The sequence below is a fragment of the Cytobacillus oceanisediminis genome (assembly GCF_022811925.1).
GTDB lineage: Bacteria > Bacillota > Bacilli > Bacillales > Cytobacillaceae > Cytobacillus > Cytobacillus oceanisediminis_D.
In genome coordinates this window covers 1989753-2010219 of sequence record NZ_CP065511.1, presented here as the reverse complement: position 1 = coordinate 2010219, position 20467 = coordinate 1989753, and the positions used below count along the sequence as shown (strand labels likewise).

Annotated in this window: 17 protein-coding genes; 2 read left to right on the top strand and 15 right to left on the bottom strand. The window is 43.4% G+C overall.

All coding sequences use genetic code 11. From position 1 onward, the window contains the following. Positions 1–82 precede the first annotated feature (82 nt). From priA to IRB79_RS10310, 7 genes are all read right to left on the bottom strand, one after another. On the bottom strand, positions 83–2497 hold the full coding sequence (gene priA / locus IRB79_RS10340) for a primosomal protein N' (RefSeq protein ID WP_243508366.1): 2415 nt from the start codon (positions 2495–2497) through the stop codon (positions 83–85). Then, a complete protein-coding gene (gene coaBC, locus IRB79_RS10335; protein ID WP_243508365.1) occupies positions 2494–3702 on the bottom strand; it encodes a bifunctional phosphopantothenoylcysteine decarboxylase/phosphopantothenate--cysteine ligase CoaBC in 1209 nt (402 codons plus the stop codon). The genes priA and coaBC overlap by 4 nt, the downstream gene beginning before the upstream one ends. Positions 3703–3899: 197 nt before the next feature. After that, on the bottom strand, positions 3900–4121 hold the full coding sequence (gene rpoZ, locus IRB79_RS10330) for a DNA-directed RNA polymerase subunit omega (protein WP_009330819.1): 222 nt from the start codon (positions 4119–4121) through the stop codon (positions 3900–3902). Between the two features lie 2 nt (positions 4122–4123). Further along, positions 4124–4738: a guanylate kinase gene (gene gmk, locus IRB79_RS10325; protein WP_243508364.1), complete on the bottom strand. Its 615-nt coding sequence runs from the start codon at positions 4736–4738 to the stop codon at positions 4124–4126. A 10-nt stretch (positions 4739–4748) separates the two neighbouring features. Further along, a complete protein-coding gene (gene remA, locus IRB79_RS10320) occupies positions 4749–5012 on the bottom strand; it encodes an extracellular matrix/biofilm regulator RemA (RefSeq protein WP_009330821.1) in 264 nt (87 codons plus the stop codon). A gap of 60 nt (positions 5013–5072) precedes the next feature. Beyond that, entirely contained in the window at positions 5073–5945 is an 873-nt protein-coding gene (locus IRB79_RS10315; protein ID WP_243508363.1) for a YicC/YloC family endoribonuclease, read from the bottom strand. Between the two features lie 180 nt (positions 5946–6125). Further along, positions 6126–8804, bottom strand: coding sequence for a calcium-translocating P-type ATPase, SERCA-type (locus IRB79_RS10310; protein WP_243508362.1), 2679 nt, complete (start codon positions 8802–8804; stop codon positions 6126–6128). A 40-nt stretch (positions 8805–8844) separates the two neighbouring features. Between IRB79_RS10310 and IRB79_RS10305 the strand changes: the two genes are divergently transcribed. Both IRB79_RS10305 and IRB79_RS10300 read left to right on the top strand, forming a co-directional pair. Continuing rightward, a complete protein-coding gene (locus IRB79_RS10305) occupies positions 8845–9117 on the top strand; it encodes a hypothetical protein (RefSeq protein ID WP_243508361.1) in 273 nt (90 codons plus the stop codon). 45 nt (positions 9118–9162) lie between these two features. Further along, complete coding sequence (locus tag IRB79_RS10300) at positions 9163–10878, top strand: Rqc2 family fibronectin-binding protein (RefSeq protein ID WP_243508360.1); 1716 nt, start codon at positions 9163–9165, stop codon at positions 10876–10878. Positions 10879–10933: 55 nt separating this feature from the next. On the opposite strand, the gene pyrE is transcribed toward IRB79_RS10300, so the two are convergent. The 8 genes from pyrE to IRB79_RS10260 are packed head-to-tail and all read right to left on the bottom strand — an operon-like array spanning position 10934 to position 20439. Further along, positions 10934–11566 carry an orotate phosphoribosyltransferase gene (gene pyrE, locus IRB79_RS10295; protein ID WP_243508359.1) on the bottom strand — a complete coding sequence of 211 codons (633 nt, stop codon included), beginning with the start codon at positions 11564–11566 and terminating at the stop codon, positions 10934–10936. Continuing rightward, the gene (gene pyrF, locus IRB79_RS10290; RefSeq protein WP_243508358.1) at positions 11556–12272 is read right to left on the bottom strand and encodes an orotidine-5'-phosphate decarboxylase; all 717 of its coding nucleotides are present in this window, start codon (positions 12270–12272) and stop codon (positions 11556–11558) included. Before pyrF ends, pyrE begins: the two co-directional genes overlap by 11 nt. Further along, positions 12244–13185 (bottom strand): dihydroorotate dehydrogenase, encoded by a 942-nt coding sequence (locus IRB79_RS10285; RefSeq protein ID WP_243508357.1) that lies wholly within the window; start codon positions 13183–13185, stop codon positions 12244–12246. Before IRB79_RS10285 ends, pyrF begins: the two co-directional genes overlap by 29 nt. Beyond that, positions 13182–13958: a dihydroorotate dehydrogenase electron transfer subunit gene (locus tag IRB79_RS10280; protein WP_275723996.1), complete on the bottom strand. Its 777-nt coding sequence runs from the start codon at positions 13956–13958 to the stop codon at positions 13182–13184. The genes IRB79_RS10285 and IRB79_RS10280 overlap by 4 nt, the downstream gene beginning before the upstream one ends. Further along, positions 13958–17170 carry a carbamoyl-phosphate synthase large subunit gene (carB, locus tag IRB79_RS10275; protein ID WP_243508355.1) on the bottom strand — a complete coding sequence of 1071 codons (3213 nt, stop codon included), beginning with the start codon at positions 17168–17170 and terminating at the stop codon, positions 13958–13960. The genes IRB79_RS10280 and carB overlap by 1 nt, the downstream gene beginning before the upstream one ends. Beyond that, a complete protein-coding gene (locus IRB79_RS10270; RefSeq protein WP_243508354.1) occupies positions 17149–18255 on the bottom strand; it encodes a carbamoyl phosphate synthase small subunit in 1107 nt (368 codons plus the stop codon). The genes carB and IRB79_RS10270 overlap by 22 nt, the downstream gene beginning before the upstream one ends. Continuing rightward, positions 18252–19538, bottom strand: a complete 1287-nt coding sequence (locus IRB79_RS10265) for a dihydroorotase (RefSeq protein WP_243508353.1) — start codon at positions 19536–19538, stop codon at positions 18252–18254. The genes IRB79_RS10270 and IRB79_RS10265 overlap by 4 nt, the downstream gene beginning before the upstream one ends. After that, complete coding sequence (locus tag IRB79_RS10260; protein WP_243508352.1) at positions 19501–20439, bottom strand: aspartate carbamoyltransferase catalytic subunit; 939 nt, start codon at positions 20437–20439, stop codon at positions 19501–19503. The genes IRB79_RS10265 and IRB79_RS10260 overlap by 38 nt, the downstream gene beginning before the upstream one ends. Positions 20440–20467: the final 28 nt, after the last annotated feature.

Sequence of the window (20467 nt, the reverse complement as noted above, 5' to 3'; positions counted from 1 at the left end):
GATATGAAGCTGTCGAAGCGTTCCTTGCGGGGCCAACAGTTCTCAAAGTTCAAACAAACTAATCTTATTCAGCTTTAAGAAACTACATTAAAATATATGGATTCAGGTCAATGGAGACGGATAGGCCCCCAGTTGAAATATCCTGCTGATAATTATCCAGGATTTTCTTCAGCGCTTGGCCAAGTTCCGGCTCCCGCTTGTATTTTATCAGACATTGATACCGATATCTATTATTGATCCGCGGTATCGGCGATGCAACCGGACCAAGGACTATGCTCTCTGCAGATAATTTTGACTGAATGTACTGCGTGATCTTCTCAGTTACCGAAACAGCCTTCATTAATTCCTCGTGGCTGACGGTAACAAGGGATATATAGTAGAAAGGGGGATATCTATGAATTTTGCGGACCATCATTTCTCTTTCATAAAATTTATCGTAATCCTGCTCCCCCGCCAGCTCAATACTATAATGTTCAGGAGTGTAGGTCTGAATAATTACCTCCCCCTCCAATTCATGCCTCCCAGCACGCCCGCTTACCTGAGTCAGAAGCTGAAAGGTTTTTTCAGAAGAGCGGAAATCAGGCAGGTGCAGCATCGTGTCTGCCGAGAGCACGCCTACTAAGGTAATATTGGGGAAATCAAGGCCTTTAGCAATCATTTGAGTCCCAAGAAGAATATCTGCATGCCCTTCCTGGAATTGATCAAGGAGCTTTTCATGTGCTCCCTTCCTGCTGGTTGTGTCGACATCCATCCGGATTACCTTCGCTTCCGGTAGAATTTTTGCCAATTCCTCTTCCACTTTCTGAGTGCCGGTTCCAAAATAACGGATATGCTCACTTTCACATTCCGGGCATGCATTCGGAACGGGTGCCTCATAGCCGCAGTAATGGCATTTCATCTGCTGGTTATACCGATGATAAGTCAAAGATATATCACAATGAGGACAATTAATAACATATCCGCAGTCCCTGCACATAACAAATGAGGAATGCCCTCTTTTATTTAAAAATAATACGATCTGCTCTTTTTTCCCGAGACGGTCTTTAACTTTTTCGAGGAGCTTCCTTGAGAACATCGAGCGGTTTCCTTCACGCAGCTCTTCCCGCATATCGATGATATCAACGGAAGGGAGAGCCTGATTGTTCATTCTATTTTCGAGAGTGAGGAGACGGTAAACTCCTTTGTGTGCTCGTGCAAAAGATTCCAATGAGGGAGTTGCACTGCCAAGCACCACAGGACATTTATGATTTCCCGCTCTTTCGATGGCGACATCCCTTGCATGGTATCTTGGGTTTTCTTCCTGCTTATAGCTGGTTTCGTGCTCTTCATCAATGATAATGATTCCGAGGTTTTCAAAAGGGGCAAAGATAGCCGACCGCGCTCCAACAACAACCTTGACTTCCTTCCGCTGAATCTTTCTCCATTCATCATACTTTTCTCCCGCTGAAAGGCCGCTGTGCATTACGGCAACCTGATTGCCAAACCTGCCCTTAAAGCGTTTGACCATCTGAGGAGTTAAGGAAATCTCAGGAACAAGGACAATGGCTTCTTTGCCATCCTCAAGCACTCGCTGAATGGATTGCAGATACACCTCAGTTTTTCCGCTTCCTGTTACCCCATAAAGCAAAAAAGTTTCATGCCTGTTATCTTCAATAGAATTAAGGATGGGGATTATGGCCTTTCTCTGTCCATCGGTCAATGAGAGCGGTTCAGTTCTTTCGAATTCACGGTCTCCAAATGGGTTTCGGTAAATTTCCACGTCCCTCTGGCCAAGCAGCCCTTTTTGCATAAGCCCTTTTATGGTGGACGAGGTTATTCCAAGCAAGGAAAATAACTCTTTCTGATCGACCGGTCCCTCCTCATGAAGAAAATACTCAATCACTTCTTTCTGTTTGGTTGCGTTGCCTGGAAGCTGTTGAAGGTAATCAGCAAGATTATTAGGGGCCGCCGCTGCGAATACCTGCTTTATTTTTTTCTTTTTCACTCGTTCTTTTACTTGGTATATAATTTCGATATTTCCTTGGGATGCTTCCCTTTGAAGAAGCGACAAAGCTCCGCTCTTAACTGCATCATCCCATGTAATTTCTTCAGTTTTCTGGAAGAGAGTACATACTTTTTCAGGAAGCACTTTACTATATGCATTTTTTGCCATTACAAGCTTCTTTTCGTATTTTGCCTTCAATGCTGCAGGCAGCATTGCCTGAAAGGCAGAGATTTTATAGCATAATGTTTTTTCTGTAAGCCATTCACCAAGAGTTAAAAGCTCTTGGTTAAGGACTGGATTTAAGTCCATCGGCTCTGAAATGGATTTTAGCTGCTGAAAATCCGACTCTGCTTTTAATGCTGTTACAAACCCCTGGATCTTCCTTGGTCCAAATGGAACAACAACCCTCATGCCGGGGAGAATGACACCTTTCAGATGAGAGGGTATTTTGTAGTCAAATGCCCGGTCAGTCTGTTTGGCAGGTACATCGACAATTACACTCGCAATATTCATTCATGCTCATCCTTTAGCAAAATCGCAGCTTCTTCAAGAATTTTTACAGCAACATCCTTTTTTGACATAAGCGGAAGCTTTTCCGAAGACCCATCTTTTTTAAAAAATGTAACAATATTAGTGTCTGTTCCAAAGCCTGCGCCTTCAGAAGTTACATTATTGGCAACGATCAGATCGGCATTTTTCCTCTTTAGTTTGCCTTGTGCATACTCATCAACCTGTTCGGTTTCAGCCGCAAACCCTATAAGGATTTGCTTCTTCTTTTTTTGTCCCAGTTCGAATAATATATCTTTTGTTCTTTCAAGCTCCAATACTTCATCCCCAGGCTGTTTTTTCATTTTTTGCTCAGAAGTCACCTTTGGACGATAATCGGAGACTGCAGCGGTCTTAATGACAACATCCGCACGATGAAATTCGCTTATTGCCGCTTGATACATTTCCTCAGCAGATTCTACCTTTATCAGTTTTAAGCCAGCAGGAGCATTAATTGTAACCGGACCGGATATCAATACAACTTCAGCTCCTGCAGATACAGCTGCTTCCGCAATTGCATAGCCCATTTTACCCGAAGAATGGTTTGTAATATAACGGACAGGATCAATTTTTTCCCTTGTTGGGCCGGCAGTTATGACCACTTTCCGGCCAGTTAGCTCCAACCTGGAAGGCTTAAAAAATTCTCCAATTGTTTCTGTAATTTTCTCTGGTTCTTCCAGCCTGCCTTTTCCAACATAGCCGCATGCAAGATACCCTTCTGAAGGCTCTATGAATCTGCATCCAAAACGATATAAGGTTTCAATATTTTTCTGGACAGCAGGATGGCTGTACATATGTACATTCATTGCAGGCGCAATCCAGATCGGTGATGATGCCGCCAAAAGGGTTGTTGTGATCATATTGTCTGCAATTCCATTGGCCAGCTTTCCGATTACATTTGCTGTAGCCGGAGCAACAAGAATCAAATCGGCCCAATCAGCCAGGTCGATATGAGCAATAACCTTCGAGTCTTTTTCATCGAAAGTGTCGGTGTAAACATCATGTTTCGATAGCGCCTGAAAAGTTAATGGTGCAACAAATTTAGCGGCCGATTCACTTAGGATAACTTTCACCTGCGCTCCGGCCTGCGTAAGCTTGCTCGTTAAGGCTGCAGCTTTATAAACAGCAATTCCACCGGTTACACATAATAATATTTTCTTTCCAGTCAGCATTATATGACCCCACCAATCTCAAAAAATAATTCTTCTCTATGAAAAACGGCCTGACTATTATTTCTATAAGCAGCACTGGCCATTAATGGCTATTAGCTTTCATGATAGTTTTATTATGCAAGAAGAGCAGTGAATTTTCATCTAATAAAACCTCAAACAAAAATAACAACCTTTTAAAAGGTTGTTATTCAGCGATTTTACTCGTATGATTCATTGGCCGTCTTTTCGCCCAGTCGGTAATGAAGCTGGTCTGCATGAATTTCCTCAAGTGCTTTTCCCACATTTTTATGTGATTTATAGCTCTCAAGCTGCGGTCTGGCATTGAGCTGAAGCTTGCGGGCACGCTTGGCAGCAACAGAAACAAGTGAATATTTAGAATCAATCTTTGTCATTAGTGAATCAATAGAAGGATAAAGCATATTTATTCTACCTCCAGCATCTTTTTGTATTTAGGTTCTACACGTTCCCTGCGGCAGTGTTCTGCTACCACAATGGATTTTATTCTTTCACAGGCAAGATCGATTTGATCATTCTCTACAACATAATCATATAAGTTCATCATTTCAATCTCTTCTTTCGCTGCACTCATGCGATTGTTAATTATATCTTCTGTCTCTGTCCCTCTGGTGACGATACGGTTCTTAAGCTCTGATAAACTAGGGGGAACCAGGAAGATGAACAAGCCGTCCGGGAATTTCTCGCGTACCTGGCGTGCACCCTGAACTTCAATTTCAAGAAAAACATCTTTGCCCCGGTCCAGTGTTTCTCTTACATAATCAACTGGCGTTCCGTAGTAGTTCCCGACAAACTCTGCATATTCAAGCAGCTTATCCTGCCTGATCAGCTCTTCAAACTCCTCACGCGTTTTGAAAAAATAATCAACTCCATTGATTTCTCCCGCTCTCGGAGATCTCGTTGTCATAGAAATAGAGTATTCAAATGCAGTATCAGGCTGAGCAAATATCTCTTTTCTTACTGTTCCTTTTCCTACACCTGAGGGTCCGGATAGAACTATCAATAACCCTTTTTCTTTCATTTATAAAATCCTACCCTTCCTCAACAATTTCATCACGGTCATTTAATCGGTGCGCAACAGTTTCCGGTTGGACCGCAGACAAAATGACATGGTCACTGTCCATAACGATAACAGCCCGTGTGCGCCTGCCATAAGTAGCATCTATTAAAGAGCCCCGGTCACGTGCGTCCTGAATGATCCGTTTAATCGGGGCAGATTCTGGACTGACTATTGATATTATTCGGTTGGCAGAAACAATATTGCCAAATCCGATATTGATCAGTTTAATTGACATTTGGGTCCTCCAATCATCAGTTATTTATTTTGACCCCTAGAGCCGGAATCTAAACAACTGCTATTCAATATTTTGAACTTGTTCCTTCATTTTTTCCAATAAACTCTTTATTTCAACCACTTCGGCAGCTATATCTGCACTGTTTGCCTTGGAGCCAATTGTATTGGCCTCCCGGTTCATTTCCTGCAGAATAAAGTCAAGTTTTCTTCCAGCCGGTTCTGAAAGCTGAAGTGTCTTTTCAAATTGGCTAATATGACTTTGAAGTCTTGTCAGTTCTTCACTAATATCCGCTTTATCAGCGAACATCGCTACCTCTGTTAAAATTCTCGGTTCATCCAGCTGGCCGTCAAGAAATTCTTTCATACGCTTTTCCAATCTCTCCCGGTAAAGCTGCACGACCTTTGGGGCATACTCTCTCAGCTTGAGGACCCTGTTGCTTAAAAGACTAAGATGACTTCGGAGATCTTTTTCCAGCTCATCCCCCTCATGCCTCCTCATCTCCGTTAACTGCAGGCATGCCTCTTCAGCAGCAGAAAGGACCAGCTGGCTCAATTCCTCATTGCCGGACTCCTTTTCTTCTATGCCAATCAATTCTTCGCGTATGACATTCCCGATGGATAGATCCGTTGAAATTTGGTACTTTGTTTGAATTGCAGTTATGTATTGATAATATTCATCCAATAGTTCCCAGTCAACATTAACTTTCCTGCTGGACAGGCCATCGCCGTCAATGGTGATATAAACCTCGATTCTGCCTCTTTTGATATGCCCGTTAAGCTTTTTCTTTATCTTGTCTTCTATATGCATCAGCTGTCTGGGCATTCTGATCTGAAACTCGGAAAAACGATGGTTTACAGTCTTTATTTCAACCGTAATGGAACATTGCCCGGAATCTTTCTTGCTTCTGCCATAACCAGTCATGCTTACTGCCATTTCTCACACTTCCTTTTGGGGAAAAGCACAGCTTATAAAAAGCACTATTACTTTCAGTTAGCGGCAAGATGCCTGTGCAGTCTATGTATAAAAATCAAGTAATGACGAAGATTTATATGTATGCGCAAAAAAGAAAGGTAATAGAGTTCTTCTCTACTACCTAAAGGATTATAACATATTTCATTTTGTTTTTCTTGCCAAAAATGTGCCTGCCAGTAAAAATGTTGGAATGGCTGAGAGTCCTGTGATCATAAACCAGTCGCGCAATTCAATAGGGACGGTGTGGAAAATTGGCTGAAGCGGCGGATAGTATATGACAACCAGCACTAAAGCAAGGGACGAGATGACTGCCCAGACTAAATATTTATTGCCGAAAGGATTTCTCGAGAACACGGATTTTTCACTGCGGCAATCAAATACATGAATCAGCTGTGCCATTACCAAAGTGGCAAATGCTACTGTCTGTGCATACGCAAGATGATCAGGATTTGCTCTATAGGCAAAAATGAATGCCAGTAATGTCACAAGTCCAATTAAAAATCCTCTGGAAACCACTTTCCAGCCAAGCCCTCTCGAAAACACACCTTCCTTAGGGCTCCTTGGCTTTCGCCTCATAACATTTTCCTCTGGCTGGTCAAGGCCGAGAGCCATTGCTGGAAGTCCATCCGTTACTAGGTTCACCCAGAGAATCTGGATTGGCACTAAGGGCAGCGGTAGGGCAAGAAGCATGGCAAACAGCATAACCAGAATTTCACCAACATTTGATGCAAGCAAATATCTGATAAACTTTCGTATATTCTCGTAAATATTTCTTCCTTCTTTTATTGCGGCTTTTATGGTAGCAAAATTATCATCGAGCAGTACTAGAGCCGATGCCTCTTTCGCAACATCGGTCCCTGTAATGCCCATTGATATTCCGATATCTGCCGCTTTAATGGCCGGGGCATCATTGACTCCATCACCTGTCATGGCAACAATATGACCTCTATTCTGGAGAGCCTTTACAATTTTTAATTTATGCTCAGGCGATACTCTGGCAAATACTGCGACATCCTCAACCACATCTTCAAGATCTTCAACCGTCATCTCTGCCAGGTCTTTGCCCTGAAGGACTTTAGAGCCTTGTGTTAAAATGCCTAACTGCTTGGCAATAGCCTGGGCTGTAATCACATGATCTCCTGTGATCATGATCGTTTTAATTCCTGCTTCCTTGCATTCCTTGACTGCTTCCCTAACCTCAGGCCTTGGCGGATCAATCATCCCCTGCAGCCCGATAAATGTTAATCCCTTCTCCGCCTCTTTTTCATCAAGAATGACATTTTTTGAGGGGATTTCCTTATAGCCAATCGCTATTGTTCTCAAGGCTTGAGAAGCTAGATCTTCTATCGCTCCCTGAATTTCACCTGAGAGCTCCCTCGAAAGAATCTGCCGCCTTCCCTCCCAAAGAACCGATTCACTTTTACCGACTAATACATCGGGTGCTCCTTTAGTTACAATGAATTGTCTTCCGTTATGATCCTTTACCACAACACTCATCATTTTTCGGGCAGAGTCAAACGGAAACTCATTGATAATTTGGAATTGGCTTAATAGACTGCTCCGGTTATAGCCCGCCTTCATGGCCGCTACCAGCAGAGCCCCTTCTGTCGGATCTCCATCAATCACAAACTCATTATTTTTCTGCTGTATTTCAGCATGGTTGCATAACATGCCAAACATCAGCATTTGCTGGAGTGCTTTATCACTTTTCGGTTCAATTTGATTCTCATTTCTATAAAAATGGCCTTGCGGCTCATAGCCGATACCATCTACTCTCCACTCTTTCCCGCCGCTCCAGAGATGCGTGACAGTCATTTTGTTTTGAGTCATAGTGCCAGTTTTGTCTGAGCATATCACAGATGCACAGCCCAGTGTTTCAACCGCTGGAAGCTTCCGGACGATTGCTTTTTTTCTTATCATTCTTTGTACCCCAAGCGACAGAGCTACCGTTACGATGGCCGGAAGTCCTTCTGGAATGGCTGCCACTGCCAAGGAAACGCCAGCAAGGAACATTGTATATAATTCCTGCCCCTGCGCCACACCAGCCACAACGACAAGAACAGTCAGTAAAATCGCTGCCGTAATGAGGATTTTGCCCAGCTGTTCCAATCTTCGCTGAAGCGGAGTGGTCATGGTTTCCGCATTCTGCAGAAGATCAGCAATCTGTCCCATGGCAGTATTCATCCCTGTTCCGACAACTACACCCAGCCCATTGCCACGTGTTACCATAGTTCCCATGAAAGCCATGTTCTCCATATCCCCAATAGCCAGATTAGCAGTTTTCAAGGAACCGGTTCTCTTTTGGACAGGCAGAGATTCTCCCGTCAAAGCGGATTCCTCAATTTCCAGGCTATTGGACTCTACGATTCTCATATCTGCTCCGATTCTGTCTCCTGTTGCAACTTTCAACAGGTCCCCTGCCACCACTTCTTTGGAGGGGATCTTTTTCCATTGTCCATCACGTAAAGCAATAACTTGAGGAGCTGATAATTCCTTAAGAGCGTGTAAAGACTTTTCCGCTTTTCTCTCCTGAAAGAAGCCCAAAAAGCCATTTATGACTACAATCGCAATAATGGCAATTGCATCAATATATTCACCAAGCAGCCCCGATATTAAGGTTGCTGCTAATAGGACAAGAACCATGAAATCTTTAAATTGACTAAAAAATAAGAGTAAAGCCGACTGCTTTTCTCCCTCTTTCAACTCGTTATACCCATATTGTTTATGCCGTTTTTTTACATCATCCTCTGTTAAGCCCGCCTTAATATCTGTATTTAAGGCTTGCTCAACCTCCCTTTCATTCATTTCATGGAACTTCATCCGGACATCACACTTCCTCCTTTGTGGTTTGAGAAAAGCCATGAGCTGCATGGAGAAGGGATACAATAGTAAAGAAATTCATCAGCACTCACAGCCAGACTTTAAGAGAATCCGCCAGATGGCAGACCGTCCTGCTTCTTCTGCTAAATCAAGTGAAGCAGAGTTGTCCAATCTCACTCTAAAGAAAGCATATTCAGCCCTGTCAAAAAAAATGCTATTATTATTAGAAAAGCGGAAGCGCCTTGTGAAGACAATAAACCAAGCCTTAAAACTTGATTTTTATTATTTAAATGAAAGAATAATGTATATCTGAAGAATGTAATAGGCTGTTATTTTTAATAGAAGAGGATGTTCCAATATGTCATTTGATGGTTTGTTTACAAGAGCTATGACGAAAGAGCTTATAGATACTTTAAAGGGCGGCAGAATCAATAAGATTCAGCAGCCTTATAAGAATGAAATTATTTTAGTTGTGCGGGCAAATGGGAGGAATCACAGGCTTTTGCTGTCAGCCCATCCAAGCTATGCGAGAGTCCAGCTTACCAATGAAGCACACGAAAACCCATCAGAGCCCCCGATGTTCTGCATGCTTTTAAGAAAGCATCTGGAAGGCTACATACTTGAAGATGTCCATCAAATCGGGCTTGACCGTATAATCGTGTTTGAAGTTAAAGGCAGGAATGAGATTGGTGATACATCCTATAAACAGCTCATTGTTGAGATTATGGGCAGACACAGCAATATTACACTGGTGGATAAATCCCGCAATATTATTCTCGACAGCATCAAACATGTATCTTATGCAGTTAATAGCCATCGTGCAATTTTGCCCGGACAGGAGTACATTCTCCCTCCGTCCCAGGATAAAATGAATCCTTTCGAGGCAGATAAAGATGATTTACTGCGAAAGATAGACTTTAACAGCGGGAAAGTTGATAAACAGCTTGTAGCAAACTTCGCTGGAATCTCACCGCTTTTTGCAAAAGAAGTTATACACCAAGCTGGTCTTGTAAACAGGACAACTGTTCCAAATAGCTTCCAGCAATTAGTAAGCTTCTTAAAAGACCATTCCATAAGGCCGGCCATTACAGCAGGCGAACAAAAAGAAAGCTTTTATTTATTGCCTCTCCAGCATATAAATGGGGAAAGCCGGGATTTTAATTCCTTGAGCGAAATGCTGGACCGCTTTTATTTTGGAAAAGCGGAAAGAGACCGGGTCAAACAGCAATCCAATGACCTTGAACGTTTTATAGTAAATGAGAAAGAAAAGAATGAGAAAAAAATTGAGAAGCTGAAAAGAACCCTGCATGAAGCAGAAAATGCCGATAAACATCAATTGTATGGAGAATTGATCACAGCCAATATTTATGCGATTCAAAAGGGGATGAAGGAAGCTGAAGTCCTCAATTATTACGATGAAAATGGCGGGACAGTTATCATTCCGTTAGATCCCCAGAAGACCCCATCAGAGAATGCACAAAAATATTTTACAAGATACCAAAAAGCAAAAAATGCCGTAATTGCAGTAAAAGAGCAAATTAAGAAAGCAGAAGAGGAAGCGTCATACTTTGAATCTCTTCTGCAGCAAGTAGAAACTGCATCAACAAGAGACATTGCTGAAATAAGAGAGGAGCTTGTTGAAGGCAGTTATATTAGAGAAAGGCAAAAACGGGGCAACAAGAAACAGCAGAACCTTAAGCCTGTTCTAGACCGCTATTCCGCCTCAGACGGAACGGAAATACTGGTTGGAAAAAACAATAAGCAGAATGATTATTTAACGAACAAATTGGCCGCAAGGGATGAGATATGGCTGCATACAAAGGATATCCCCGGTTCACATGTGGTTATCCGAAGCAAGGAACCAGCAGAAAATACAATTCTTGAAGCTGCATCCCTAGCAGCATACTTCAGCAAAGCCCGCAATTCCAGTTCAGTACCCGTTGACTTCACCCAAGTCCGTCATGTGAAAAAACCAAGTGGAGCGAAACCTGGATTTGTCATATATGACCATCAGCAGACAGTTTACGTTACGCCAGATGAAGAAACTGTTCTGTCATTAAAACAAAGTCTGTAAACAAATGAAAAAAGCAAGCTCAGATGCTTGCTTTTTTCATTTGTCAAAGACTGCTTTATTGTGTTACTTTTCCCCACTCAGCAGGATCTTTTCGCCATTCAATCAGCTTCTTCATATCCTTTTCCTGGATATAGCCATTTTCAACGGCTACTTCTGTCAAAGCTTCAATATCGGTCAAAGTATATGCTTCGATTTTCTCTTCGGCCAGCATTTCATTTCCTTTTTCCAGCTGGTATGTAAAAATAGCCGCAACACCCAGCACTTCACAGCCTGCTTCTCTTAAAGCCTTGACAGCAGTAATGGCACTTCCTCCTGTTGAAATTAGATCTTCAACAACAACAACCTTCTGGCCTTTGTCAGCTTTTCCTTCAATTTGCTTGCCTTTCCCATGGCCTTTAGCCTTGGAGCGGACATAGCACATTGGCAGTTCCATAATGTCACTTACCCAGGCAGCATGCGGAATGCCCGCTGTTGCTGTACCTGCAATTAGTTCTGCGTCAGGAAATTTATCCAGAATGATTGCCTGAAGGCCGGCAGCAATTTCTTTTCTAACTTCAGGATAAGACAATGTCAGACGGTTATCGCAATAGATCGGAGCACGCAATCCTGAAGACCATGTAAATGGATCGTTTGGGTTTAATGCAACTGCTTTTATATCTAATAATTTTTCTGCTATTTTACGCTTCATTTAGAACGCCCTCCCAAGAATGCTTGCATTGAATATACTTTTCAAATGGATTTTCCGCTCTGGTAATCGAGCGGCCTACTACAATTGCGGAAGCCCCTTCCTTTCTGGCGAATTCAGGTGTGGCAACTCTCTTCTGATCTCCGGAGTCGTCAGATGAAAGGCGTATTCCCGGTGTTACAGTCAAAAAGGAAGATCCTATTCGCGAACTTATCTCCCTTGCCTCAAGACTTGAACATACTACGCCATCAAGTCCTGCTTCTTTGGCAAGATTGGCATAATGAAGAACAGATTCGTTTAATGAAGCAGGAATTAATTGCTCTGATTTCATTTGCTGTTCGGATGTGCTTGTCAGCTGCGTCACAGCAATACAAAATGGCCTTTTCCCTGAACTCCCGGCTTCAAGTCCTTCACGTGCTGCTTCCATCATGGCTTTCCCTCCTGCGGCATGTACATTAACCATATCGCAGCCAAGCCCCGCAAGTCGCTTCATGGCACTTTTAACGGTATTAGGAATATCATGAAGCTTGAGATCAAGGAAAATCTCATGCCCTTGTTCTTTTAAATCGTGAACGATAGAAGGCCCCTCCTGGTAAAATAACTCCATGCCGACCTTTAGAAATAATTTTTCATTTTCAAAGTTCTTCAGAAAATGATTAACTTCCAATTTTCCTGGAAAATCAAGAGCAATAATGAGCGGCTTTTTCATGTTTCTTCCAGCTCCTTCCAACACATTCTGAAATATGTTCATATCCTAGCTTTTCAATAAGTTCCGGCAGCCTATCGATAATTTTCGGACACACAAAAGGATCAACGAAATTAGCTGTTCCAATCGCTACTGCACTTGCACCTGCATAGAAGTATTCAATGACATCCTCTGCTGATTCAATGCCCCCCATTCCGATAATCGGAAGGGACACCTGCTGGCTCACTTCATATATCATCCGGAGCGCGACAGGCTTAATGGCTGGCCCTGAAAGTCCCCCAGTTTTATTTGCCAAAATCGGTTTGCCTGTTTTTAGATCGATTCTCATGCCAACAAGCGTGTTGATCATCGTTAAGCCGTCAGCTCCTCCATCTTCCACTGCTTTTGCCATTTCTACAATATTTGTGACATTTGGTGAAAGCTTCACATAGACAGGTACCTCTGAAACCTCTTTTACTTTTTTCGTTAGGTTTTTAGCAATTTCAGGAATAGTGCCAAATGCAATTCCGCCTGTTTTTACATTCGGACAGGAGATATTGAGTTCAAGCGCATGTACATTCCGGCTTGCAGAAATTTTTTTGGCAACCGCAACATAATCCTCTTCCTGCGAACCGGCTACATTGGCAATGATCGGTACATCAAATTGTTCAAGCCAGACCAGTTCTTCATTCACTACTTTTTCCAGTCCGGGATTCTGCAGCCCAATTGCATTCAGCATCCCTGCAGAGGTCTCAGCCACTCTTGGTGTTGGATTTCCAAAACGGGGCTCAAAGGTTGTCGCCTTGATCATGATCGCACCCAATTGACTCAAATCATACAGCTGGCTGAATTCTCTGCCGAAGCCAAAGCATCCTGAAGCAGGCATGATTGGATTTTTTAATTCCAGTCCAGGCAGACTGACATTTAATGAGTTCATAGAACTACCTCCCCTGCTTTAAAGACCGGTCCGTCACTGCAGACTTTTTTATAACTGTATCCATCAGGGTCATCCCCTGTATGGCAGACGCATGCAAAGCACGCCCCGATGCCGCAGCCCATCCGTTCTTCCAATGACAGGTATACGTTTTTATGAGAGTATTGATTTTCAAGCGCCTTCAGCATCGGCGTCGGGCCGCAGGAATATAAAACATCGAAATTAATATTAAATCTTTTAATAACATCTGTAACAAAGCCTTTTGTTCCTGCGCTTCCATCAGCTGTAGCCAGATAGGTCTCGCCCAGCTGAGCAAACTTTTCTTCATAAAAAACGGCACTTGCTGACTGAAAGCCAAGGACATGAATCACCTTAACACCACGGCTTACAAGCTGTTTGGACAACTCATATAGAGGGGGTACTCCGATTCCTCCTCCCACAAGAAGTGCTGTATCCCCTCGGCCAGCTTCACTGATTGGAAACCCATTTCCCAGCGGCCCCAATACATCTGCGTAATCGCCATGTTTTTTTTCTGAAAGCATGATCGTTCCCCTGCCTTCAGCACGGTATATCATCTTAAACTGGCTTTCATCTGGTAAAATCTCAGCAATGCTGATCGGCCTTCTTAGCATCGGGTCAAAACCCCCGGAAATTTTCAAATGCACAAATTGCCCGGGCTCTTTCATTTCATGAACAAGCTCACCTTGAAGGGTGAGCTCATAAATGTTTTCGGCAAGTTTATTTTGCGATATTACAGTGCATTGTTCCTGTCTGATCAAGATAAAACCGCCTCCCGGACTTGTTCTGGTTTATCCATCGCATCTGCTGAGAAATTCATTGATTCGATTACTTGAAGGATTGCTTCTGCCGTATCTAGAGAAGTAAGGCATGGCACGCCATTTTCCACCGATTCACGGCGGATGCGGAAGCCATCTCTGGCAGGCTGTTTTCCTTTTGTTAGAGTATTTATAACAAATTGGGCTTCGCCATTTCTAATGACATCCAGAAGGTTTGGCCCTTCTGACCCGATTTTTCCAGTTACTTTTACAGGAATGCCGGCAGTTTTAAGGAATAAAGCTGTCCCGCTTGTCGCCATTAGCCTGTAGCCGATGGATACAAATCTCTTTGCCAGCTGCAGAGCTTCTTCCTTATCCTTGTCTGCGACAGTCATTAGTACCGTTCCAAACGGCTGGATTTTCATGCCGGAAGCAACAAGGCCTTTATAAAGGGCTTTTTCAAGCGTTGAATCTTTTCCCATAACTTCTCCAGTTGACTTCATTTCAGGCCCTAAAGTGATGTCTACTCTTCTTAATTTCGCAAATGAGAACACCGGCACTTTTACAAACACGCCTTTTCTCTCCGGCAGAAGGCCGGATCCGCAGCCCTGCTGAGCCAAAGTTTGCCCCATGATAACCTTCGTGGCGATTTTGGCCATTGGCACATTTGTAATCTTGCTCAAGAAAGGAACGGTCCGGCTTGAACGCGGATTGACTTCAAGGACATATACTTCCCCTTTTGCCACTACATACTGGATATTCAGGAGTCCTATAATGCCAAGGCCCCTAGCCATCTTCTCGGTATACTCAACAAGCTTGTCTTTGATTGCCTCTGAAATGTTTTGCGGGGGATAGACTGCAATGGAATCTCCTGAGTGTACTCCAGCTCTTTCAATATGCTCCATGATGCCCGGGATGAGCACATTTTCCCCATCCGAAATGGCGTCCACTTCAATCTCCTTCCCAGTCAGATACCGGTCGATTAATACTGGGTGCTCCGGATTCACTTTTACAGCGTTTTCCATATAATGTAGAAGCTCTGCTTCTTTATAAACTATCTCCATGGCTCTTCCGCCAAGTACATATGATGGACGGACAACCACGGGATAACCGATTTCACCGGCAATCGCTACTGCCTGCTCCACAGATAGGGCAGTCTTTCCTTTTGGCATAGGAATGCCCAGCTCTGCAAGGGCATGCTCAAATTTATCACGGTCTTCTGCCCGGTCTAAGTTTTCAAGAGAAGTTCCGAGAATTTTCACTCCTCTCTTTACCAGATCTGCTGCAAGATTAATAGCCGTTTGTCCGCCAAATTGCACAACTACACCTTCTGGCTTCTCAAGGTCAATGATGTGCATAACATCTTCAATCGTAAGCGGCTCAAAATAAAGCTTATCGGAGATGCTAAAGTCCGTAGAGACAGTTTCCGGATTATTATTAATGATGATTGCTTCATAGCCTGCTTCCTTGATTGCCCATACTGCGTGGACAGTTGAGTAGTCAAACTCTACTCCCTGGCCAATCCGGATTGGACCTGAGCCCAGAACAACAACACTTTTACGGCCAGTTACATCCGATTCGTTCTCATCTTCGTATGTTCCATAGAAATACGGTGTTTCAGATTCAAATTCTGCTGCACATGTATCAACCATTTTATAAACCGGTACAATATCATGTTCTTTTCTCCAGCTGTATACTGCCATTTCACTTGAATCCCACAGCCTGGCAATTACCAGATCGGCAAATCCCATTTCCTTTGCAGCTTTCCCTGTTTCAGGGTCAAAAGGATTTTCTGTTAATACACTCTCAAAATCTACGATTTTCTTAATCTTATGAAGGAAGAATAGATCAATCCTGCTCCATTCATGGATCGTCTCGATGGTGACTCCCCTTCTGATGGCTTCTCCGATATAAAACAAACGTTCATCGCCGGCTTTTCGAATCCGCTTTTCGATCAATTCATTAGAAATTTGGTCAGCGTCCTTCAGCTCAAGATGATAAACGTTTGCTTCAAGTGAACGGACTGCTTTCAGAAGAGATTCTTCAAATGTGCGCCCTATCGCCATTACTTCACCTGTAGCCTTCATTTGGGTTCCAAGCGAACGGTTCGCCGATTCGAATTTATCAAACGGCCAACGCGGGATTTTTGAGACAATATAATCCAATGCCGGTTCAAAGCAGGCGTATGTTTTTCCTGTGACAGGATTCATCATTTCATCGAGTGTCAGCCCCACCGCTATCTTGGCTGCCAGTTTGGCAATCGGATAACCTGTTGCCTTTGATGCAAGTGCTGATGAACGGCTGACACGCGGGTTAACTTCGATGATGTAATAATTGAAGCTATCCGGATCAAGTGCCAGCTGGACATTGCATCCTCCTTCAATCTCGAGGGCGCGGATAATTTTTAATGAAGTGTTTCTTAGCAGCTGATACTCACGATCACTCAAAGTTTGGCTTGGAGCTACAACAATGGAATCACCTGTGTGGACACCTACAGGATCGAAGTTTTCCATATTGCAGACAACAATCGCATTGTCATTGGAGTCTCGCATCACTTCATACTCAATTTCTTTGAAGCCCGCAATGCTCTTTTCAAGCAGGCACTGTGTTACAGGGCTGTTCTTCAAGCCGCTTGTCACAATTTCGATTAACTCCTCTTCATCGTGGCAGATTCCCCCGCCTGTTCCCCCTAATGTGAAAGCAGGGCGTACGATGACCGGATAGCCAATCCTATTTACAAACTTATATGCTTCCTCCAGGTTATGGATAATTTCACTTTCAGGCACCGGCTCGCCAAGTTCATTCATCAGATTTCTGAAAAGATCCCGGTCTTCCGCTTTTTGAATAGCAGATAATTTTGTACCGAGGATTTCAACCCCACATTCTTCCAAAACACCTGATTCAGCAAGCTCTACTGCCAGGTTTAATCCTGTCTGTCCCCCAAGAGTAGGTACAAGGGCATCAGGGCGTTCTTTTCGGATGATGCGGCTGACGAATTCCAGCGTAAGCGGCTCTATATATACTGCGTCAGCAATTTCAGTATCTGTCATGATGGTAGCAGGATTTGAGTTTACAAGGATGACGCGATAACCTTCCTCTTTCAATGCAAGGCAGGCCTGTGTTCCGGCATAATCAAACTCTGCTGCCTGTCCGATGACAATTGGTCCTGATCCGATTACTAAAATGCTTTTTATATCTGTACGCTTTGGCATGCTGCAGCACCTTCCTCTTTATGTGATTCAATCATTTGCAGGAATTGTTCAAATAATCCATTTGCATCCTCTGGTCCCGGTGAAGCCTCAGGATGATATTGCACAGTGAACGCAGGGACTTCTTTATGTTTTAAGCCTTCAATCGTTCCATCGTTTAATGCAATATGTGTTACTTCCAAAGGAGTACCCGAAACTGAGTTTTCTTCCACTGAATATCCATGGTTTTGAGATGTTAAAGCTACTTTTCCGGTTTGCAGATCTTTAACCGGATGGTTTGAACCGCGATGGCCGAATTTCATTTTTTCTGTATTGGCACCGCATGCAAGGGCAAAAAGCTGATGTCCCAGGCAAATCCCAAAAATAGGCACGTTTCCTAACAGACCTTTAATCATTATGATGGCTTCCGGAACATCTTTCGGGTCTCCAGGTCCATTTGAAAGCATAACCCCATCCGGGCTCATGCTGAGAATTTCTTCAGCTGTTGTATTATAAGGCACAACAATCACATCACAATCCCGTTTGTTCAATTCTCTTAAGATACCGTGTTTCATGCCGAAATCCACAAGGACTACCCTTCTGCCGCGGCCGGGGCTTGGATAAGGTGTCTGAGTGGAAACTTGCTTAACCTGATCGTTCCGAAGCTTTGTTGCACGCAGTTTTTCAATGATTAATTCCGGGCTTTCACTTATGCTGCAAATAGCACCTTTCAGCGTACCATGCTGCCTGATAATTCTTGTTAATTTCCTAGTATCAATCCCAGCAATTCCGGGGATGTTTTTCATCTTAAAGTATTCATCAATTGATTGTTCATTTCTCCAGTTTGAAGGAAACTCGCTTGCTTCTTTAACAATGAACCCGGAAATTGCAGGGGAAATTGATTCAAAATCATCTCGATTAATTCCATAATTTCCGATTAAAGGATATGTCAATGTTACAATTTGTCCGCAGTAGGAAGGGTCAGAGAGGATTTCCTGATAACCCGTCATTCCTGTATTGAATACTACCTCTCCAATAGAATTCGTATCGCTTCCAAATCCTTTTCCAATAAAAATTGTTCCGTCTTCCAGAATCAGCTGTTTTTTCATGCTCTTACACTCCCTCTGTTCCAAACAATTTTTCCGCCTGCTATTGTCATAACCGGCCATCCTTTACAATCCCAGCCAGTAAATGGCGTGTTTTTCCCTTTTGATAAGAACTGGGCAGGGTCAATTTTTTCCTGGCGGTTTAGATCAAGCAGGACAAGATCTGCGATATTACCTGCTTCCACTCTTCCTGATTGTAAGCCGAATGCCTCTGCTGGCTTGATTGTTAAAAAATCAATCAGCTGTTTTAGCGTGAATATCCCCTTCTCGACGAAGTGGGTGTAAAGGAGCGGAAAGGCTGTTTCTAGTCCAACAATTCCAAACGGCGCCAGCTCCATCCCCTCTTCTTTTTCTGCTGCTGTATGAGGTGCATGGTCGGTCGCGATAAAATCAATCGTGCCGTCCAGTAATCCTTCTATTAAGGCTGCTCTGTCATCTGCACCTCTTAGTGGGGGATTCATTTTAAAGTTTGCATCCAGACCTGGGATATCCTCTTCACTTAGAAGGAGATGATGAGGTGTCACTTCGGCCGTTACCATGATGCCTGCCCGCTTTGCATCTCTTACCACCCTGACGGACTCTTTAGTGCTGATATGGCAGACATGATAGTGGCAGCCAGCAGCTTCGGCAAGGAGTACATCCCTTGCGATTTGCACTGATTCACAGACGGAAGGAATACCATTTAAACTATTCTCTTTAGCAAAAACTCCATCATGTACGGAACCTTTGTTAATGAGGGTATTTTCTTCGCAGTGCGCAACAATCGGCATTCTTATCTCTGCGGCGTTCCTCATTGCCTGCAGCATCATGGCAGCTGATTGCACCCCAACTCCATCATCTGTAAAAGCAAACGCTCCAGCTTCTTTCAGTGCTTTAAAATCTGTTAATTCCTGGCCAAGCTCACGGATTGTAATTGATGCATACGGCAGAACCTTGACCGACGCAGTCTCCTCAATACGGTTGTTCAATTTTTCAAGCTGTTCTTTCGTATCAGGTACAGGCCGGGTATTCGGCATCGCCGCAACCGTTGTGAAACCGCCTTTGGCTGCTGCCTTTGTACCAGTTTCAATAGTCTCTTTCTTTTCACCGCCAGGCTCACGCAAGTGTACATGCAGATCTATAAAGCCTGGTGCAATCAATAGGCCTTCTGCATCAATCACTTCCTGTGCCTTTTTCTCGATACCTGCACCTATCCCGGCGATTTTTCCTGACTCTATGAAAATGTCGGTTTTTTCAAAGTTCCCTTCCTTAGTAAGCAACTGGCCATTTTTGATTAATGTTGACATGATTAGCTCCCCCTTCAATATGTTCAATTGATCTTTTTAATACAGCCATTCGGATGTACACACCATTTTGCATTTGTTTGAAAATTCTGGAACGATCGCATTCCACCAAGCAATCTGCTATTTCTACACCCCGATTTACTGGCGCCGGATGCATGATAATGCTGTTTGGCTTCATAGTTCTTTCACGTTCTTCTGTAAGGCCATATGCCAGGTGGTATTCTTCAGCCGTTTGATTGGCTTTCGACTCATGCCGCTCATGCTGGATTCTCAGCAGCATGACAACATCAGAAGTTTCAATAGCTGTGTCAACATCTTCATACATGCCATTATCAAGCAATTCTTCATTGAACCATTCTTTTGGACCTGAGAAAACAACCTTCGCACCGAGCCGGACAAGTGCATCTGCATTAGATCTTGCGACACGGCTATGTGCAATATCACCGATGATGGCTACTTTTAATCCTTCAAAGGAACCGAATTCCTGTTTAATTGTCAGCAGGTCAAGCAGTGATTGTGTTGGATGGTGGCCGCAGCCGTCCCCTGCATTCAGGATGGAAACACCGCTTTTATCTGCCAATTCGTCAAAGAAGCGATCCTGGCTATGGCGGATGACGACTGCATGCACACCGATTGCTTCAAGCGTTTTTACCGTATCGTATAGTGACTCACCCTTGGATACACTTGACGTGCTGACTTCAAATGGGATTATGTCCAGTCCAAGCCGCCTTTCCGCCACTTCAAAGCTGCATTTTGTTCTTGTGCTATTCTCAAAAAAGAGGTTGGCGACAAAAACCTTTTGTTCAGGAGTCCATGTTCCGCCGTTTAAAAAGTGTTGCGCATCTTCAAGTATTGTATTGATTTCTTTAATTTCTAACTCTGAGGTAGTGAGCAAATGTTTCATGTTATTCCTCCTCTTCAAAAAAAGCACC

What these genes read in the sequence shown, in the direction of transcription:
- priA (WP_243508366.1), bottom strand. Translation starts at nt 2,497, where the DNA reads ATGAATATTGCGAGTGTAATTGTCGATGTACCTGCCAAACAGACTGAC.
- coaBC (WP_243508365.1), bottom strand. Translation starts at nt 3,702, where the DNA reads ATGCTGACTGGAAAGAAAATATTATTATGTGTAACCGGTGGAATTGCT.
- rpoZ (WP_009330819.1), bottom strand. Translation starts at nt 4,121, where the DNA reads ATGCTTTATCCTTCTATTGATTCACTAATGACAAAGATTGATTCTAAA.
- gmk (WP_243508364.1), bottom strand. Translation starts at nt 4,738, where the DNA reads ATGAAAGAAAAAGGGTTATTGATAGTTCTATCCGGACCCTCAGGTGTA.
- remA (WP_009330821.1), bottom strand. Translation starts at nt 5,012, where the DNA reads ATGTCAATTAAACTGATCAATATCGGATTTGGCAATATTGTTTCTGCC.
- IRB79_RS10315 (WP_243508363.1), bottom strand. Translation starts at nt 5,945, where the DNA reads ATGGCAGTAAGCATGACTGGTTATGGCAGAAGCAAGAAAGATTCCGGG.
- IRB79_RS10310 (WP_243508362.1), bottom strand. Translation starts at nt 8,804, where the DNA reads ATGAAGTTCCATGAAATGAATGAAAGGGAGGTTGAGCAAGCCTTAAAT.
- IRB79_RS10305 (WP_243508361.1), top strand. Translation starts at nt 8,845, where the DNA reads ATGAGCTGCATGGAGAAGGGATACAATAGTAAAGAAATTCATCAGCAC.
- IRB79_RS10300 (WP_243508360.1), top strand. Translation starts at nt 9,163, where the DNA reads ATGTCATTTGATGGTTTGTTTACAAGAGCTATGACGAAAGAGCTTATA.
- pyrE (WP_243508359.1), bottom strand. Translation starts at nt 11,566, where the DNA reads ATGAAGCGTAAAATAGCAGAAAAATTATTAGATATAAAAGCAGTTGCA.
- pyrF (WP_243508358.1), bottom strand. Translation starts at nt 12,272, where the DNA reads ATGAAAAAGCCGCTCATTATTGCTCTTGATTTTCCAGGAAAATTGGAA.
- IRB79_RS10285 (WP_243508357.1), bottom strand. Translation starts at nt 13,185, where the DNA reads ATGAACTCATTAAATGTCAGTCTGCCTGGACTGGAATTAAAAAATCCA.
- carB (WP_243508355.1), bottom strand. Translation starts at nt 17,170, where the DNA reads ATGCCAAAGCGTACAGATATAAAAAGCATTTTAGTAATCGGATCAGGA.
- IRB79_RS10270 (WP_243508354.1), bottom strand. Translation starts at nt 18,255, where the DNA reads ATGAAAAAACAGCTGATTCTGGAAGACGGAACAATTTTTATTGGAAAA.
- IRB79_RS10265 (WP_243508353.1), bottom strand. Translation starts at nt 19,538, where the DNA reads ATGTCAACATTAATCAAAAATGGCCAGTTGCTTACTAAGGAAGGGAAC.
- IRB79_RS10260 (WP_243508352.1), bottom strand. Translation starts at nt 20,439, where the DNA reads ATGAAACATTTGCTCACTACCTCAGAGTTAGAAATTAAAGAAATCAAT.